The sequence below is a fragment of the Bacillus sp. R86525 genome (assembly GCF_042466195.1).
In the GTDB taxonomy this organism is placed as follows: Bacteria; Bacillota; Bacilli; order Bacillales; family Bacillaceae_G; genus Bacillus_A; species Bacillus_A nitratireducens.
The window spans coordinates 475,180-491,826 of the sequence record NZ_JAXHPX010000007.1 but is presented as its reverse complement, the minus strand read 5'-3'; the positions used below and the strand labels follow the sequence as shown (position 1 = coordinate 491,826).

The 16,647-nt window shown below is 34.3% G+C and carries 21 protein-coding genes and 1 riboswitch; of the genes, 9 read left to right on the top strand and 12 right to left on the bottom strand.

Going from position 1 to position 16,647, the window contains the following annotated elements:
* Positions 1–8: 8 nt before the first annotated feature.
* Complete coding sequence (locus tag SJY24_RS04835; protein ID WP_377863921.1) at positions 9–1,067, bottom strand: endonuclease/exonuclease/phosphatase family protein; 1,059 nt, start codon at positions 1,065–1,067, stop codon at positions 9–11.
* A gap of 220 nt (positions 1,068–1,287) precedes the next feature.
* Positions 1,288–1,347: riboswitch (Fluoride riboswitch) on the top strand.
* 54 nt (positions 1,348–1,401) lie between these two features.
* On the opposite strand from SJY24_RS04835, the gene crcB (SJY24_RS04830) reads away from it, so the two are divergent.
* Complete coding sequence (gene crcB / locus SJY24_RS04830; RefSeq protein ID WP_377867214.1) at positions 1,402–1,806, top strand: fluoride efflux transporter CrcB; 405 nt, start codon at positions 1,402–1,404, stop codon at positions 1,804–1,806.
* The gene (gene crcB / locus SJY24_RS04825) at positions 1,803–2,159 is read left to right on the top strand and encodes a fluoride efflux transporter CrcB (RefSeq protein ID WP_377863920.1); all 357 of its coding nucleotides are present in this window, start codon (positions 1,803–1,805) and stop codon (positions 2,157–2,159) included. Before crcB (SJY24_RS04830) ends, crcB (SJY24_RS04825) begins: the two co-directional genes overlap by 4 nt.
* 39 nt (positions 2,160–2,198) lie before the next feature.
* On the opposite strand, the gene SJY24_RS04820 is transcribed toward crcB (SJY24_RS04825), so the two are convergent.
* The 5 genes from SJY24_RS04820 to SJY24_RS04800 form a co-directional block, all read right to left on the bottom strand.
* A complete protein-coding gene (locus SJY24_RS04820) occupies positions 2,199–2,411 on the bottom strand; it encodes a DUF3955 domain-containing protein (protein ID WP_377863919.1) in 213 nt (70 codons plus the stop codon).
* A 74-nt stretch (positions 2,412–2,485) separates the two neighbouring features.
* The gene (locus tag SJY24_RS04815; protein ID WP_088123718.1) at positions 2,486–2,692 is read right to left on the bottom strand and encodes a DUF3955 domain-containing protein; all 207 of its coding nucleotides are present in this window, start codon (positions 2,690–2,692) and stop codon (positions 2,486–2,488) included.
* Between the two features lie 182 nt (positions 2,693–2,874).
* Positions 2,875–3,390, bottom strand: coding sequence for a spermidine N1-acetyltransferase (gene speG, locus SJY24_RS04810; protein WP_377863918.1), 516 nt, complete (start codon positions 3,388–3,390; stop codon positions 2,875–2,877).
* Between the two features lie 140 nt (positions 3,391–3,530).
* Positions 3,531–3,935, bottom strand: coding sequence for a phosphate-starvation-inducible protein PsiE (psiE, locus tag SJY24_RS04805; RefSeq protein WP_377863917.1), 405 nt, complete (start codon positions 3,933–3,935; stop codon positions 3,531–3,533).
* A gap of 71 nt (positions 3,936–4,006) precedes the next feature.
* Complete coding sequence (locus tag SJY24_RS04800; protein ID WP_000712644.1) at positions 4,007–4,363, bottom strand: winged helix-turn-helix transcriptional regulator; 357 nt, start codon at positions 4,361–4,363, stop codon at positions 4,007–4,009.
* 164 nt (positions 4,364–4,527) lie between these two features.
* Here SJY24_RS04800 and SJY24_RS04795 point away from each other — a divergent pair, with 164 nt between their 5' ends.
* The 3 genes from SJY24_RS04795 (at position 4,528) to SJY24_RS04785 (ending at position 6,541) form a co-directional block, all read left to right on the top strand.
* Positions 4,528–5,175: a nitroreductase family protein gene (locus SJY24_RS04795; protein ID WP_377863916.1), complete on the top strand. Its 648-nt coding sequence runs from the start codon at positions 4,528–4,530 to the stop codon at positions 5,173–5,175.
* 134 nt (positions 5,176–5,309) lie between these two features.
* On the top strand, positions 5,310–5,549 hold the full coding sequence (locus SJY24_RS04790; RefSeq protein ID WP_000895224.1) for a DUF896 domain-containing protein: 240 nt from the start codon (positions 5,310–5,312) through the stop codon (positions 5,547–5,549).
* A gap of 434 nt (positions 5,550–5,983) precedes the next feature.
* The gene (locus SJY24_RS04785; protein WP_097817380.1) at positions 5,984–6,541 is read left to right on the top strand and encodes a cysteine hydrolase family protein; all 558 of its coding nucleotides are present in this window, start codon (positions 5,984–5,986) and stop codon (positions 6,539–6,541) included.
* A 41-nt stretch (positions 6,542–6,582) separates the two neighbouring features.
* Here SJY24_RS04785 and SJY24_RS04780 read toward each other — a convergent pair whose 3' ends face one another.
* On the bottom strand, positions 6,583–7,017 hold the full coding sequence (locus tag SJY24_RS04780) for an Lrp/AsnC family transcriptional regulator (protein WP_377863915.1): 435 nt from the start codon (positions 7,015–7,017) through the stop codon (positions 6,583–6,585).
* Positions 7,018–7,446: 429 nt separating this feature from the next.
* Between SJY24_RS04780 and SJY24_RS04775 the strand changes: the two genes are divergently transcribed.
* On the top strand, positions 7,447–8,406 hold the full coding sequence (locus SJY24_RS04775; protein WP_377863913.1) for a DUF4822 domain-containing protein: 960 nt from the start codon (positions 7,447–7,449) through the stop codon (positions 8,404–8,406).
* Between the two features lie 271 nt (positions 8,407–8,677).
* On the opposite strand, the gene SJY24_RS04770 is transcribed toward SJY24_RS04775, so the two are convergent.
* Entirely contained in the window at positions 8,678–9,109 is a 432-nt protein-coding gene (locus tag SJY24_RS04770) for an Lrp/AsnC family transcriptional regulator (RefSeq protein ID WP_377863912.1), read from the bottom strand.
* A 167-nt stretch (positions 9,110–9,276) separates the two neighbouring features.
* On the opposite strand from SJY24_RS04770, the gene SJY24_RS04765 reads away from it, so the two are divergent.
* The 3 genes from SJY24_RS04765 (at position 9,277) to SJY24_RS04755 (ending at position 11,745) form a co-directional block, all read left to right on the top strand.
* A complete protein-coding gene (locus SJY24_RS04765) occupies positions 9,277–9,858 on the top strand; it encodes a beta-class carbonic anhydrase (RefSeq protein ID WP_000926490.1) in 582 nt (193 codons plus the stop codon).
* Between the two features lie 31 nt (positions 9,859–9,889).
* Complete coding sequence (cynS, locus tag SJY24_RS04760) at positions 9,890–10,339, top strand: cyanase (protein ID WP_377863910.1); 450 nt, start codon at positions 9,890–9,892, stop codon at positions 10,337–10,339.
* A gap of 125 nt (positions 10,340–10,464) precedes the next feature.
* Complete coding sequence (locus SJY24_RS04755) at positions 10,465–11,745, top strand: purine/pyrimidine permease (protein WP_377863909.1); 1,281 nt, start codon at positions 10,465–10,467, stop codon at positions 11,743–11,745.
* Between the two features lie 34 nt (positions 11,746–11,779).
* On the opposite strand, the gene alo is transcribed toward SJY24_RS04755, so the two are convergent.
* From alo to SJY24_RS04735, 4 genes are all read right to left on the bottom strand, one after another.
* Complete coding sequence (gene alo / locus SJY24_RS04750; protein WP_377863907.1) at positions 11,780–13,318, bottom strand: anthrolysin O/cereolysin O family cholesterol-dependent cytolysin Alo; 1,539 nt, start codon at positions 13,316–13,318, stop codon at positions 11,780–11,782.
* Between the two features lie 490 nt (positions 13,319–13,808).
* Positions 13,809–14,561, bottom strand: coding sequence for an iron ABC transporter ATP-binding protein (locus SJY24_RS04745; protein WP_000590054.1), 753 nt, complete (start codon positions 14,559–14,561; stop codon positions 13,809–13,811).
* The gene (locus SJY24_RS04740) at positions 14,558–15,622 is read right to left on the bottom strand and encodes an iron chelate uptake ABC transporter family permease subunit (RefSeq protein ID WP_377863906.1); all 1,065 of its coding nucleotides are present in this window, start codon (positions 15,620–15,622) and stop codon (positions 14,558–14,560) included. The genes SJY24_RS04745 and SJY24_RS04740 overlap by 4 nt, the downstream gene beginning before the upstream one ends.
* Positions 15,619–16,635 carry an ABC transporter permease gene (locus SJY24_RS04735; RefSeq protein WP_377863905.1) on the bottom strand — a complete coding sequence of 339 codons (1,017 nt, stop codon included), beginning with the start codon at positions 16,633–16,635 and terminating at the stop codon, positions 15,619–15,621. Before SJY24_RS04735 ends, SJY24_RS04740 begins: the two co-directional genes overlap by 4 nt.
* Positions 16,636–16,647: the final 12 nt, after the last annotated feature.

The following is a 16,647-nucleotide window of genomic DNA, read 5'->3' as shown; positions in this document are numbered from 1 at the left end:
CATATCAATTACTTCAGCTTAAATACCGCACTTACTGGGTTATGATCGCTATTTTCAAACTTTAAATCTTTCCCTTGTACATTTACAATTTCCACATTAGGTGAAACGATAAAACCATCAATAATCGTGACGAAGTTTTCACCCTCCACATATTTCTTCACATCATCTCTCACGGTCATAACAGACGGATCTACAGCCCACTTAAAGCCACCATCAGTAAAGTCCTTTGGTAACTCTACTAGCCACTCTGGGCGCTCTTTCACAAACTTCGGATCACTTAACTGAGAGTTCGAAAGTAATTGATTCCAATCTCCGCCCATTATTACGTAATCACCATTTTCATAATGCTTGTTCATATAGTCTTTTAAAAACTCTACTTGCTGTTTTCTAATTTTCCCGCCTTCATCATACGCAGACAAATGTAGATTTATGAGTCTAACAAACTTCCCATTATTAACAGGTATTTTATGCTCAACAATCGCTCTATCTAAATCAAACAAACGCTTTGGCCAAGGCTCCATTCCAGGAAGCTGGAACCTCTGCGCTGTTTGAACTGTATATTTAGAAAACGTACTTAATCCAGCCTCCGCATATCCCATTGGACTTGTAATTGGTACAGGGACCCATTTTGTATCATAGTTCTTTCCGAACGACGAAGCATAATCAGGTAATCCCTTTTTCAAAAATTCATGCCCATTTACATCAAAAGATCGCAGTGATTTTATATCAACTTCTTGTAATAACGCAAAATCACTATTCTCATTTTGTAAAAACGAAAGCATATTCTTTAAATTCGTTTCCGTTTGCTCTTTACTACTTGAACCAGATCTCTTTCCGCCATCCATAAAGAAATCTTGATCCTTATCTAATCCAGCATATCCAATATTAAATGTTGTAACTTTAAATTCATTTCCAAGCGCTAACACGCGTTCCTTATTATTTTCCACCTTCAAACTTATAACATTAGCCGGCTGTTCTTTTGTAAGTGTCATATACGCTAAAAAACCACCTACAACTCCCCCCCCTACTAAAATACATATAAGTACTATTTTTAATAATTTTTTCAAACGAACGACTCCTTTTCTAAAACTATCAATTTTACTTTTCTTTATTTTCAGTTAACTTAAACGGATGACAGACATACGAAACATTTTATCATATTGAAAACCTTATATCACTATATTTAGTTTATAAGTATAAATTCTCTATCTTAAACCATCACACACATACAAAACAGCTCCACTTCTTCACTGGAACTTATACGCAATTTTTAGTACACTATATGTAATAATCATAGGCGATGGAGTTCGCCATAACTGCTGCTTAGCTAATGACTCCTACCAGTATAACTACTGGTAGGAGTCTATTTTTTTGAGCAAGCTATTTAAAGAGGTGAAGAAATTGATTTATATTATCGTTGGCATAGCCGGTATATTAGGAGCCCTCTCTCGTTATTATTTAGGTCTTACTATTCATACTTCATGGCATCATTCATTTCCATTAGCTACGTTACTTATTAACTTAGCCGGCTGCTTCTTATTAGCGTGGCTAACTACGTATATCGCTCGGAGAAACATCTTGCCTTCAGAAATTATCACAGGCATTGGGACTGGATTCATCGGTTCCTTTACGACGTTTTCAACATTCAGTGTAGAAACTGTGCAATTAATCCATCATTCTGAATGGGGTACGGCTTTCTTATATGTATCATGCAGTGTACTTGGTGGCCTTATTATGTCGGGTCTTGGCTATACACTAGGTGATTTCTTAATTAAGAAACAGCTTACGGAAGGTGATCACTTATGATGGAAGCTTTATTAGTGGCAACTGGAGGTTTCTTCGGTGCTATTACACGATTTGCAATTAGCAATTGGTTTAAAAAAAGAAATAAAACTTCCTTTCCAATTGCTACATTTCTCATTAATATAACAGGCGCGTTTTTACTCGGATATATAATTGGAAACGGAGTCACTACAAGCTGGCAATTATTATTAGGTACTGGATTTATGGGTGCCTTCACGACGTTTTCAACATTTAAGCTAGAGTCCATTCAGCTCTTCAATCGTAAAAACTTTGGCATACTATTTCTATATTTAAGTGCTACTTATATAATCGGTATCCTTTTTGCATTCCTTGGAATGAAGCTAGGCGGAATATAAAAAAAAGAAAGCGACTCTTATCAGTCGCTTTCTTTATTATCATGCTGTCTTTTTTCGAAGCACCGAGAAAAGAGCCACACACAAAATTGCAACAATTCCAGTGAAAGTAAATAAATATGCTAACGGAATTAAGTAAAATGGCTCCACTAAAGTTCCGTCTGGTTTTACTTCAGAACCCATTACATTAAACATAATGATGCATAACACTCCTAAAAATATTGGACTAGAAGCTAATAAGTATTTTTTCATCATAATCTCTCCTTTTTATACTCTAAACTATTACCCGGCTGACACTGTAAGATTGAAAATTTAACCACTTTGATCTATTACTGTTTTTTTAACCTCGAAGTAATAAATCCAAATAATGAAATACCAATACCACTAAAGAACAGTAAATAACTTATTGGTACTAGGAAAAAATAAGGTTCTATAAGCAAACCAGTTCCATCCATTTTACTAGTTGCACCGTGTATGAATAAACAAGTAGCTCCTAATGATATCAATACAATTGCTAATAAATATTTTTTCATAATATATTCTCCTTTGATTTCACAATTAATTTATCTGCATTCCTTTTTACTATTATCACTACCATCATAATAAGCCCACTAAAATTTCAAGTCAACAGTTATTTATCGTTTTACAATAAATAATTGTTGTAAAACGCAATAAAAAAAGACTATAGACAATCATTGTCTATAGTCTTTTCACTCCATTATTTCGTTCTAAAATATTCCTTCTGAAACATACACATTCTTATCGCATTATGGTAATTGCCATCAACGAAGAACTCATCTTGAAGCTCACCTTCCACTATAAATCCGACCTTTTTATAAACGTGTACAGCTTTTTCATTCTCTTTATCGACAACTAAATATATTTTATGCATATTTAATACGGAAAAAGCGTAATCCATTGCTAAACGCGTTGCATCAGCTGCATAACCATATCCTTGATAATTCGGATCAATAATAATTTGGAATTCTGTTCTACGGTGAATATAATCAATTTCCACTAACTCGACCAATCCGACCATCTCATTATCTTTCTCAACGATAAATCGGCGTTCACTTTGATCATGTATATGTTTATCGTATAAATCCTGCAGCTCCACAAACGCCTCATATGGCTCTTCAAACCAATATGACATAATATGTGCATTATTATTCAGTTCGTGTACGAACTTTAAATCTTCTCGTTCTAATGGACGTAACTTCAATTCCTGATTCATCTTATAACCTCCAAGTAAAAGAAACCTCTTCACTTAATTTCTCAATTTTTTTCGATTTCAAACGCCCTAATTTCATTGTAAACTTTCAAGTAACTTGAAGGTCAAGATGTAAAAAGTAGTGCAAACAAAAGTCTGCACTACTACCCTTTCTTCAAATCCCTCATATTTGATATGTATAAAGCAATAACTAAAATAAGAATTGCCCCTGCGTATAATAACGTCTCCATTGGTTCCTCATGAGACACGATAATTAAACGAATTAACGCCGTAATTCCAATATAAATAAAATAACGTAACGGGAAATGATAGTTCGATTTAAAATACTTAATAATTAATGCAATGAACTCGAAGTATAAGAAATAGACGATGATACTTTCAACTAATTTATACGATGTATACTTCTTCGCTGAAAATATGTATTGAATAAAAGTAATTGTTTCGTTAATTAAAAAAATCGATAAAACAATGGACAATATGATTAACGCTATATTTAATATCCATTGTAAAACACTAGCGATAAAATGATCGATATCAAATGACTTCATTTTCTCTTTTAGCTCCCCTTCGTATAAGTACTTATTTATTATAGCAAAATTATACTTACAGAAGTGTTAAATCAAATATGATCGTCCTCTTTCACTATCACTTCACCATTCGGATATTTATGCTTAATATAGTCGCTTCCCCAATCACAAAGTACTTTTAAACCTTGTTTTAATGATTGTCCCTGTTCTGTAAGAGAGTATTCAACTTTCGGCGGCACTTGATTATATACTTTTCTAGATACAAGTCCATCCTTTTCAAGCTCTTTCAATTGTTCCGTAAGCATTTTTTGTGTAATACCGGTTACCAATCGTTTTAACTCACCCGTTCTTGTCGGTCCGCTTGTTAAATGATATAAAATGTGGGATTTCCACTTACCCCCGATTACATCCAAAACGACTTCAATTCTATTGTTATACTCTTTTTTCATATTGAACTCCTTCTGTATTTTGATAGGCACTTTCTCGTGCCTATGTCACGAGATGGTGTCTATATCACGGAAAAGTGCGTACTTTTCATAGTACCTGTACTATACCATAATGATGCATGTAAGCAACTTATAACAGAACATCAACTTAGTGGAGGTATTTTAAAATGAAAAAAGAAAATCGTACTACAAATTTTTATGATGTGATTCGTGAACGTCGTTCCGTTCGCTCCTATGATCCTTCAGTTGCAATCTCTGATGAAGAAATTAAAGAACTTTTAGAAGAGGCAATGTTAGCACCAAGTAGTTCAAACTTAAATCCATGGCGTTTCATGGTAATTACAGATCAAGATTTAAAAGAAATGCTCCATCCAATCGCTTTAAATCAACCACAAGTGTTAGAAGCATCCGCTATGATCGTAATTTTAAGTGAAAATAATGCCCACGAATTCGAACATATCAATAAAGTGAATGAACGTGCAGTAGCTGCTGGATTCATGACAGAAGAAGTTAAAAACAGACTGAACAACAGCATTCGTGAATTTTATGCACCTGTCAGTGACCAAGGAAAAAGAGAATGGCAAATGCTTGATGGTGGTTTGTTAGCTATGCAATTGATGCTTGCTGCAAAAGCAAGAGGATATGATACAGTTCCAATGCTTGGCTATAACGTTGCAGAATTCCGCAAAGCATTTAACGTTCCAGCAAACTTAACTGACGTTTTAATGATCGCATTAGGCAAAGCAAAAGAGCCAGGATTCCCAACAGTTCGATTAACTGTTGATGAAGTAACGTCTTGGAATGGCGAGTTTTAATCACAGTGTTTATCGTACTTTTGGAATGAAAGTACGATAAACACTATTAACGAAACTATGATGGTAGCAACCATAATCATAATGCAAAACTACAATCTAATCGAATAATACAAAAAAGAAAGGTGGAGAAAACAATGCTTGAAGTTTTAAATCGAATTAATGAATTAGCTAAAAAACAAAAAGAAAAAGGTTTAACAAAAACAGAATTAAATGAGCGCACAGAATTACGCGAGGAGTATCTTCAAATTATTCGCGGTCAAATCAACACCACTGTTACAGGATTAAAAATATTAGATCCTTTAGGAAATGACGTGACTCCTGAAAAATTAAAAGAGCTACAAAAGCTATCACTAAACACAGATAACAACGCATGAAAATACCCAGCTCCTTTGTTACTTAATGATTCATCTAATAGTACGTTTGCTTAGATGCATCATTAAGTTAATATCTACTTCCCCATCCACTTTCTGTTTCTAAACCAAAAAACCACAAACAAATTGTCCCATCTTTTCTTTGCATCCTTTAGCTTTTTCACAATGAAACCATATGCGTCAAAATCTTTTCATGACGTTATTACTTCCACATAGTTGCAATTTATATAATAACGGTACAGTACAAATAACTTGCTGTATAAAGTGAAACTTTAATCAGTGGGGGGTTTTCTTCATCACCCACTGATTATTAGTTGAACCAATCGGGCTTTTACGGGCAGTTGATCCCCCACCTAACTTCTTTGCTTTCGCTGAATTTTGAAGTGGTGGCCTTACTGCCCGTTATTGCGGGATAAATAATTGTGGGGGGATTAATGATGAACGAAGCGTTACTATTAGTCGACATACAAAATGATTACTTTGAAGGCGGCAATATGGCATTACATCAACCTGAAAAAGCCGTACAAAAAGCGAAAGAAGTCTTGAAACTATTTCGCGAAAAGCATAAAACAGTTATTCACGTACAACATATTGCGAACAATGAAGGAGCTACTTTCTTCTTACCCGATACAGTAGGTGTTCAAATTCATGATGATGTACAACCAATTGCTAACGAAAAAGTCATACAAAAACATCACCCTAACAGTTTTTTAAGAACAAATTTATTAGAAACATTAAAGGCAGAAAAAATAGATCAACTAGTCATTTGCGGTATGATGACTCACGTATGTATTGATGCAACCGTACGTGCTGCCAGTGATTTAGGATTTCAATGTATTGTAATTGAAGATACTTGTACAACAAAAGATTTAGAATTCCAAGGAAATCTAATCCCAGCAGTACACGCTCATCAATCGTTCATGAGTGCATTGGAGTTTGGTGATATTTACGCAAAAGTCATATCAGCGAGCAGTTTTATAAACAAAAGCAAATAAAGAATTACAGTTCCATACGAAAAAAAGAAAGAATAAATATCTTATTCTTTCTTTTTTTCAATTGTCTTAATGACAGTATTTATACGATAATCACCATAATGTAAAACATCTGCAAGAGTCTCTTCTAATTGTTGGTGCGAAGATGTGTGAAGAATCATGATATAACACCCATCGCCACTTATACGATACATTTCAGTAATTAAGTCCGTTTTTTCAAAAAAAGTTTGCATTTGATTATGATAATGTGGTGCATGCAGAAATAGTGTAACAAACGTCATAATAGACCCTTCTAACTTAGCCCTGTCGATATCCATCGTATATTTTCGAATGACACCCGCCTCTTCTAATTTATTAATTCGTTTCCCAACAGCCTGGCCAGTCAAATGTACTATCTCTCCAATTTCCTTCCAGTTCATTCTAGCGTTTTCTTGTAATAACTTTATAATTTTTAAATCTGTTGAATCAAACATGGACATCCCCTTCCTATAGGAATCACCTTCTATAAGATCATCATTTCCCCTACAATTCGTCTTAAAAACTTTTACAATACACTCGATTAACTCTATTAAGAATTACATTACTGTTAACAGCTTTCCTTCTTCCTTTACTATGTATTTTTCGATTACTCGTAGGTATCAGAAAAAAATTGATAAGCGTTCGAAAGGGCATCCAAGTAAGCTAGCAATTGTTTTTTATAAATATGAAATTTTTTTAGGAATTAGTTTATCTTTTTTTAATGATTTATTTAGAGGGAGTTTATACCCGGGGATTAACATGATAAACGTAGTAACTAAGTTCGTTGCTCCCACCTGATTCTTTTCATATAACAAAAATTTAGAAGGAAGAACTGCTACTATAATCGCAAACCGTACTAACTAAAATCATACAATAAGGAGACGATAAAAATGAACAAAAAAACAAAAGCACTATCATCCATACTGCTAGGATTCACATTAGCATTAACAGGTTGCGCTGGTACGAAAGCGGAAGAAAATCATAGTAAACAAGAACAAGCTGCGAAAGATACTAAAAAGGAAAATAAATTAACTAAAGGACAAAAAATGGCTAATATTCTTAGCGAGACAAATTGGCAAGGTACAAGAGTGTATGACAAAGATAAAAATGACTTAACGAAAGAAAATGCAAACTTCATTGGTCTTGCGAAATATGATGCGAAGTCAGGAAGATATGAATTTTTTGATGCTAAGACTGGTGCAAGTCGTGGTGATAAAGGAGCTTTCTTTGTCACAAATGATGGGAAGAAGAGAATATTAATTTCAGAATCAATGAAGTATCAAGCTGTTGTTGACATGACAAAGCTAAATAAAAATGTATTTACCTATAAAAGAATGGGGAAAGATGCTAACGGTAAAGATGTAGAAGTCTTCGTTGAACATGTTCCATATAAAGAAAAAGAGCTTTCTTTCACGGATCCGGATAAGCAGCTAAACTCTACTACAGGTGCTATCGTTAAAAACGTTGATGGAGATAAAATGTTAGGCGGAACCCTTTGGTATGGAACAAAGGTATTAGATGAAGCCGGTAATGATGTAACGCAGTTTAATTCGAATTTTATAAGTCTAGCAAAATTTGATGACAAGTCTAATAAATACGAGTTCTTCAATAGCGAAACAGGTCAAAGCCGCGGTGATTATGGCTACTTCGATGTTGTACACGAAAATAAAATAAGAGCTCATGTTTCAATTGGAAATAATAAATACGGTGCGGCTCTTGAACTTACTGAACTGAATAACAAGAAATTTACGTATAAGAGAACTGGTAAAGACCAAGCGGGTAAAGACATAACTATACTCGTTGAACATGAGCCTTATACAGGTGATATGAAAACACAATTTAACTTTTAAAAACGTTTGATTACAAATCCTGTACTGAGCTACAGGATTTTTTTTAAGGAAAAATCATTTATGATTCCCTTGAAAAAAATTGTCTTATATCCCCCTCAACAATTCAGCCCGATTGTTGAATATAATATCTCTCATTTTTTAACAGCTTTAAAAAGCCTTACTACACATAAATCGTAGTAAGGCTCCGACTATTTAAGATAAAAATTTTATTATCTCTATACAAATAAGGTTTAGCAAATAATGTTACTATCCCCTCCAAGGAAAAGAAACCTTATTTCAACTTTCCTATTGATAAGTTAACACGATAGTTCCCGTATTTTAATAGTCGTCCTAGAAATTTATCTAAGTCTTCATTGGAAGCAAAATGTGTTTTTAATAAATAACATCCCTCACCACTTATACGATGCACTTCAGAAATTCCTTCTTCTCCTTGAAAGAAATTCATAAACTCTTGGTGATTAGCTGTTGTTACGAACAAAGTAACAAATGCAGTCACTACTTGTCCTAATTTGATTCGGTTTATTGCAATTGTATATTGTTCAATAATCCCTAAATCCTCTAATCTTCGAATTCGATTTCCTACGGCCTGCCCCGTCATATGTATTTTTTGACCAAGTTCTTTCCATTGTATTCTTGAGTTTTCTCCTAATAATTTCAGTATCTCAAAATCTGTTTGATCAATGATATAAACCAATCCTTTCACCGCGAAAGTAGAAAGCCCGAAAGTGTTTCGCCAACTTATTCTGCTTATCGATACAATTCACTATACTTAGTTTATCCTCTTACATCACATTATTTATCAGTTATATTTACTTATAACACAGAGGACGCAACAAAAAAATACATCTAGATTTAAAGGAGGTTACAAATATGTTATTACAAGAAATTCTATCGTTCAATGAACAATTTGTAGAAAATAAGGAATACGCTCCTCGTGAAGCGACAAAGATGCCTAAAAAACGTATGGTTGTTGTTTCTTGCATGGATGCTCGTTTAATTGAGCTACTTCCAAAAGCCTTAGATATACACGATGGTGATGCAAAAGTTATCAGAAATGCAGGTGGTAAAATTGCTTCTGCTTTCGATAGTGTTATGCAAAGTGTTGTAGCGTCAGTATACGATTTAAATGCAGATGAAATCTTCCTTATTGGACACCATAGATGTGGCGCGAGCCAAACTAATCCAAAAGGAACACTTCAAAAAATATTAGATCGTGGAGTAGCTTCAACAGAAATTTTATCGGCTATTGAATATGCTGGTGTTGATCTTGAAAAATGGTTATTTGGATTTGATGATGTCTGCGATTCAACTCAGGCTAATGTTGACTTAGTAAGAAATCATCCACTTATTCCAAAAGATGTTCCTGTACATGGTTTAGTTATTGATCCTCACACAGGTAAATTAGATGTAGTGGTTGATGGATATAAAGCATTAAATGGTATGAAAAATTAATTATTACTTAAATGAAGGGAAGTTATTAGATATGAATAGACAAGAAGCTACCAAAAAAATTATGGAAGCAAAAATTTCAAAAGGTTTAACATGGGAAGAAATTTCAAAAGTAAGTGAGCACTCTGAGACTTGGGTTGTAACAGCGTTATTAGGACAAGCTACAATGACACGTCCAGAAGCAGAAAAAATCGGTAAACTATTAGAATTAGATGAAGAAGTAGTTCAAGCATTAACAGTAGTTCCACTTAGAGGTCAAGTAATGCAAATGCCTCCTACTGACCCAATCTTATATCGATTATATGAAATGATGTTACAATACGCGCCAACTCTTCGAGAATTAATTCTAGAAAAAGCTGGCGAAGGTGTAATGAGTGCAATTAACTTCAATCTAGGCGTGGACACACAAGAAGATCCAAAAGGTGGCGATCCTCGTATCGTGATTACACTTAACGGGAAATTCTTACCATTCCGTACATGGTAATTAATTAAAAATCCATCTATATAATTAAAATAATTTTATAGACCTAAAAGTCCATCCTTTTTAATCTAACTGTATAAAAGGATGGATTTTTACTATGAAATTCTTTTTCGGCAAAGGAGACTAATGTGAATAAAAAATACTTTGATACGAGCTTTAGTATTCTACAGTGGTTTGTGTTTTTATTAGCAAATGCAATTGCATTGCCTATAATTATTGGTGGCATATTCCATTTATCAATAGAAGATATCTCAACATTAATGCAACGAACTTTTTTAGTTGTAGGAGTAAGTTCATTTATACAAGCATGGTTTGGGCATCGCTATCCCATAGCGGATGGGCCAGCAGGTTCATGGGTAAGTATATTTGTCATATTGGGACAAGTCGCTATGCATCAGGGACAAAGTGCAAAGGATGTATTACAACTTCTAGAAGGCGGATTAATTATTGCAGGTATATTACTCTTCGTCCTTGGTATAACAGGGCTTGTTCATCGAATCTTACGTTTATTTACACCGTTAGTTACAGGAACTTTTCTTTTAATCTTAGCACTTCAGCTTAGTGGTGTGTTACTAAAAGGAATGATGGGATTACAAGGATCTGCAACCCATCCTGACTATACAACAGCTACTATTGCGCTCTTTGTTTTTGCCCTTATTACTTTCTTATCAATCAAAGGGAAAGGATGGATGAAAAGTTACGCTGTATTACTTGGAATTTCATGTGGTTGGATTTTGTATGCTTTATTAGGAAAATCATCTCATATGCCTTCACACACACCGTTAGTTAAGTTACCCGAGATATTTGCTTGGGGCGCACCTAGATTCGATATCGGAATGACTCTAACTGCAACTTTATTTACCTTTCTTTTAGTTGCAAATACGATTGCTGCTATTTCGGCTGTAAAACAAGTGGCTCCGTTACCTAAAGAAAATGAAAGGCAAACACTGAACCGTGGTGTATGGATCGGAGGTATATCACATATTATCTCGTCGTTGTTCTCTACAATTGGAATTGTACCATTACCTGCATCAGCAGGATTTATTCAACTAACAGGACAAAAAAAGGTGAAGTCGTTTCTTATAGCAAGCCTTATATTAGCAGGAATTTCTTTTATTCCCTCAATTGTAAGCTTTATGTCCTTGCTTCCAGGCCCGATTGCTAATGCTGCACTTTTAGCAACATTTGTCCAAGTAATAGGCATTTCATTTCACTCGATTTTACGTGAAGAATTAAATCAACGCCGATTAACTATATTGGGAATTACATTATTAATCAGTTTAGGAATAATGTTTCTTCCAGAAAGCGCATTTAGCCGCATTCCTTCTTCTTTACAATATGTTTTAAGTAATGGATTACTTGTGGGTACCATGCTTGTCATTCTATTGGAACAGTTTTGGAAAGAGTAAAAAAGCGCCCTGATTACAGGGCGCTTTTTTATACCTAATGACTAATACTAGCCGTTGGGTATAATGTTGTTCCTCCAATTGAAACTTTTATTTCATTTGTTAATGGAACATTTTGTTCATTAATAATTGTTCTCCACCATTCCCATGCAAGACCAGTACATTCTCTAGCTACGATTTTTATATTTTTTGAATTTGGTGGAAGAGGGATAACTGTAGAGTAATGAGCTGTTTTGTCTCTGCCGCTACCATCCCATGTTTTATGTGTTAGTACTTCTTTCCCATTTTGATCAAATGTGAATTCATCCCAAGATACATCAAATTGAGCAACGTAAGCACCGTAATGATCAAGTGTCATTTTAGCACTTGAATATTCTGTAGTTGTCGTCTCAATGTAATCTGTATTGTTATGAACAGCAGCAGTTGCATTATCTTTTAAGAAAGTGCTTGTATATGAAATTGGGTATGCTGGATTTTTAAAACTTAATTCAGCATTATCTTTAATGATATTTCGGATTTCATTGAAATCTTTTGTAACAACCTTGTTATGCTCTTTCGCATCTCCGCCTAATACTACAGCAGTAAAGGTACTTTCTTCAAAAATATCTTTATACTGTCCACTCGTTTCGACGCTGTTATTCTTAAGTAAGGCTTTAAAAGCAGCTTGTACATCTTTACTCTTAGATGTTGTTTCTAATTTTACATAAACAGTTCTACCATAAGCTACATTTGAAACCATAACAGGTGGAGCTGAATTACTTACTCCTTTACGAGTTAACTCATCAAAAGTAACACTATTATCAAAAAGATCGGATGGATTGTTAGGTAGCTCAGCACTTACAGTATAAAATATTTGTTTATATGCCGCTACCATCACTTTCTTCTCTCCATTTGCAACCGCGTTAAAATCAATGTTTAGACTGTTATCGAGATATTTAGCGTTAACGTTAAGGGCACTTGCGATTTGTGATTTACTATAAACCATAGATTCTGTATACTGCATTCTTGCAGGTAACGTATGTGTTTTAGAATACTTTTCATTCCAAGTAGATACTAAATCATCTACTGCTCCAGCCACATTACCATATGTCGGATTTTGAACAGTGATTGTATTTTCTTTTCTCATGCCAGGTAAGTCTATACTAATATTTAAAGGCTTTCTCTTAGCCACTAATAAACTCGGTTGATTGTCTGCAAATGCTTTATTGGCAAGTTGTACCGCTCCTGGATACGTGCGATTCACTACAGAATCAATAATCGAAATATCGACCGGTGAAGTTGTAAGTGATTTTTTCTCGCGTTCCACTACTACAAATTTACCATTTGAATTGATACTTTCTTTCGGAACAAAACTCTCTACTTTATCACCATTTACAGCTAAAACCTCTTGATTATTATATTTAAGGTTTGCTATACCAGTATCAATGCCACTAGCATTTTGGGTTACATCAGTTGCATTACCTACTTGTGTTTCTGCGAAGGAAATAGATGAATAATTAATAGTGCATAGACTAACTAATAAACATACAAGGAACTTTCTTCTTTTAGTGCTTTTCTTAATATTCAGAAAAATCACCCCGTTCTTTTTTTAGTAAGATATGATAATGATTGATAAATGATAGCTAACTAATAAACCTACATAAATGCTTTTAAAAGTTCTTGAATTAACGGGATTACGCCACCTACAAATTTCAAAACTGCCATTGCGATTTCCATATTATTTCCTCCTTTTTTATTGCTACGAAAATGTGATTAATCTTTATGCCCTCATTATAGTGACCCCTTACACTTTTATCAATACACTCTTATATGCAATATTACATACAAAGAACCAAGCTGAATTCTTATAAGAAGTTATACAGAGAAAATTTTTTCGTTTGGTAGATACTTGAAAAATTGAAGCATTCCTTTGCATTTTATGAGTAATTTACAAGTTTATTGTTGGAATCATCGCAGGACCGGGAGTAATGAAATACCTGTGGGGACAGAGCTATCATCGGCAATCGCAAAAAAGCTGCTGCCTATAAAATATAGACAGCAGCTTTTTTTGCATACTCATTTTTTAATTAATAAACAGCAATTGGACCATAAGGACCATTGAGAATTTCTATTTTTGTTTCAAAAATATCTGTCAAAATTTTTGGGTCCATAACCTCTTCTACTGTTCCAAAAGCAGCAATTTGACCATCTTTCATAGCACAAATTTTATCAGAGTATTTGGCTGCAAAATTTATGTCATGCATAACAGTCAAAATTGTTCTTCCAAATTCATTAGCCGCACGTCTCAAATGTTCCATCATTTGAACAGAACGGGCAACATCAAGGTTGTTCAGAGGCTCGTCTAAAAGTACATATTCAGTCTCTTGGCACAATACCATCGCTACATATGCCCTTTGTCTTTGACCACCAGAAAGCTCATCTAAATATCTATTCTCTAAACTAGTTAAATCTAAGAAATCGATATATTTAGAAATGATAACCTCATCTTCTTTAGTTAATCTTCCCTTTGAATAAGGAAAGCGCCCAAATCCAACTAGTTGTCTAATAGTAAGCCTCGTTACAAAATGATTTTCTTGTCGCAATATAGTCAAAATTTTTGCTAAGTCTTTTGATTTGGATTCAGAAACATCCATATTTGCTACCTGAATTTGACCTTCATCCATATCTAAAAGTCTTCCAATCATCAACAGTGTCGTAGACTTTCCAGCACCATTTGGTCCAATTAAAGAAGTAAAGCCCGCTTTTGGTATTTCAATATCCAAAGGTCCTATTTTCACCTTATCAGTATAGAACTTTTTAACATTATCAATTTTTATCATAAAGCCCTCTTCCTTAAAACTATAGTTAAGAATATGATTCCACCAAATAATTCAATAATAACTGAAACTACACCTTGAGCATGGAATACATGATACATTAAAAAGTATGCACTCGTCATTATTAAAAATCCTATAGCAAAAGCCATTGGAAAAATATATCTATGATCATAAGTTGCTGCCGCCTGATAACTCAAAGTTGCTACTAAAAAGCCGTAGAACGTAAGTGGTCCAATTAGAGCTGTTGAGATGGACATCAAAATAGCTACTAATACAAGCGTATAAATTACACTAGGTTGATATTTAATTCCGAAAGAAGTAGAAACATCCTTTCCTAGCGATAAAATATTCAACTTCTTAGAATGAGCAAAAATTAATACTGCTACAATTATGATCATAGGAATTACAATAGGAAAATATGCAGGATCCGCATGATTAACAGAACCAAATAATTTCGCTTGTAAAATATCAAACTCTGAAGGCGCAAGTAGCTTTCTCATAAAAGTTGACACAGAATTCAGTCCAGTACCAATAATAATTCCAACTAAAAGCATAAGTTGTAAATTCCCGTATTTACCGGAAAGTAACCATCCATAAAGTATCAAACTCATGAAGACCATAACAACAACTTGGAATAAAAATGATCCAATTCCATTAAAGTTTATTAATGCACTAGCACCAAAGAAGAATATTGTACTCGTATGAATTGCTGAATAAAGTGATTCGAAACCTAAAAGCGAAGGAGTAATAATCTTATTGTTCGTAATAGATTGGAAAGCAACTGTCGACAAGCTATGGCAAACTGCAGCAATAATCATCGCAACAATAGCTATTATCCTTCTCTTAACAACTGGGATAAAAGAAGGTGAATCTATCGGAACTGGATTGTTATAAACTAAAAGTCCATATGAAGAAAGGAGACCTAAAGCAATCAATGTTATCAGTACAATCCAATAACGTCTTGCTTCCTTCTTAGAACGAAAAGCACTAGCTGATCTACTTTCATTATGAAGGCTAGAATCGATTTCGACATTTTCTTTATTTCTATAGTCTAATGTGATCATCGTAGCCTCCTTGGTTTTCTTTTTCTCAATAAAATAGTAATAAACACGACTGCTCCCACTGTTGCAAGTATTAAAGAAACAGGTACTTCAAAAGGCTTTATAATTGTTCGAGAAATGATGTCACAGGCAGTTATTGTCCCCATTCCGATCACACATACCCAAGGTAAATTACTCCTAAGATCATCTCCCCTAAACATTGAAACAATGTTTGGAACAATTAATCCCAAGAAAGGTAAGTTTCCAATAACAGCTGCAACAATTCCAACTGCAACAGAGATAAGGCCAGTCCCAAAAAGAACAATCCTATTGTAATTAACTCCAAGGCTTGTTGCGACATCTTCTCCTAGTCCAGCTAAAGTCAATCTATTAGCATACATAAAAATAAGCAAAGTAACGATAACAATCAGCCATAAATATTCATATCTTCCCACCTGAACAGTAGCAAATGAACCTACGAACCAAGTTTCAATACTTTGCGTCATTTGAAAAAGGAGTCCCAAAAAAGTAGACACTGCAGAAATAACTGCTCCAAGCATCAATCCAATAATCGGGACAATTAAAGACGAACGAAGTTTAACTCTTCTTAAAAACAGAAAGAAAATCATAGTTCCTATAAAAGAAAAAATGATTGCACCAGTCATTCTTTGAACTAAAGTCGGGGCAGGAAATAATAAATATACAAAAAGCAGGCCTAAGCCTGACCATTCAATAGTCCCCGTTGTAGTAGGTTCAACAAAACGATTCTGTGTAATTAATTGCATTACGAGCCCTGCCATCGCCATTGCAGCTCCGGTAAGCATTAATGCAACTGTTCTCGGAACACGAGTGATGAAAAACATCTCCATCCCGTCCTCTTGTCCACGTATATCATAAACTCCAGTAAACAGTGATATAATCCCTAAAATTATAACAATCATAATCGCTATTATAAAAGGTTTTGTCCATATTTTATTGTGATTATAAAACTGGGGTTGAGAAGTATTCTCAACCCTAGAAATCATATTTTTTGACACTGTTTCGTACTC

Coding starts and splice junctions, on each gene's coding strand:
- SJY24_RS04790 (WP_000895224.1), top strand. CDS start 5,310: ATGCTTGAAGTTTTAAATCGAATTAATGAATTAGCTAAAAAACAAAAA.
- speG (WP_377863918.1), bottom strand. CDS start 3,390: ATGAATCAGGAATTGAAGTTACGTCCATTAGAACGAGAAGATTTAAAG.
- SJY24_RS04780 (WP_377863915.1), bottom strand. CDS start 7,017: ATGTCCATGTTTGATTCAACAGATTTAAAAATTATAAAGTTATTACAA.
- psiE (WP_377863917.1), bottom strand. CDS start 3,935: ATGAAGTCATTTGATATCGATCATTTTATCGCTAGTGTTTTACAATGG.
- SJY24_RS04800 (WP_000712644.1), bottom strand. CDS start 4,363: ATGAAAAAAGAGTATAACAATAGAATTGAAGTCGTTTTGGATGTAATC.
- SJY24_RS04745 (WP_000590054.1), bottom strand. CDS start 14,561: ATGATAAAAATTGATAATGTTAAAAAGTTCTATACTGATAAGGTGAAA.
- SJY24_RS04765 (WP_000926490.1), top strand. CDS start 9,277: ATGTTATTACAAGAAATTCTATCGTTCAATGAACAATTTGTAGAAAAT.
- cynS (WP_377863910.1), top strand. CDS start 9,890: ATGAATAGACAAGAAGCTACCAAAAAAATTATGGAAGCAAAAATTTCA.
- SJY24_RS04775 (WP_377863913.1), top strand. CDS start 7,447: ATGAACAAAAAAACAAAAGCACTATCATCCATACTGCTAGGATTCACA.
- SJY24_RS04795 (WP_377863916.1), top strand. CDS start 4,528: ATGAAAAAAGAAAATCGTACTACAAATTTTTATGATGTGATTCGTGAA.
- SJY24_RS04740 (WP_377863906.1), bottom strand. CDS start 15,622: ATGATCACATTAGACTATAGAAATAAAGAAAATGTCGAAATCGATTCT.
- crcB (WP_377863920.1), top strand. CDS start 1,803: ATGATGGAAGCTTTATTAGTGGCAACTGGAGGTTTCTTCGGTGCTATT.
- SJY24_RS04820 (WP_377863919.1), bottom strand. CDS start 2,411: ATGATGAAAAAATACTTATTAGCTTCTAGTCCAATATTTTTAGGAGTG.
- SJY24_RS04785 (WP_097817380.1), top strand. CDS start 5,984: ATGAACGAAGCGTTACTATTAGTCGACATACAAAATGATTACTTTGAA.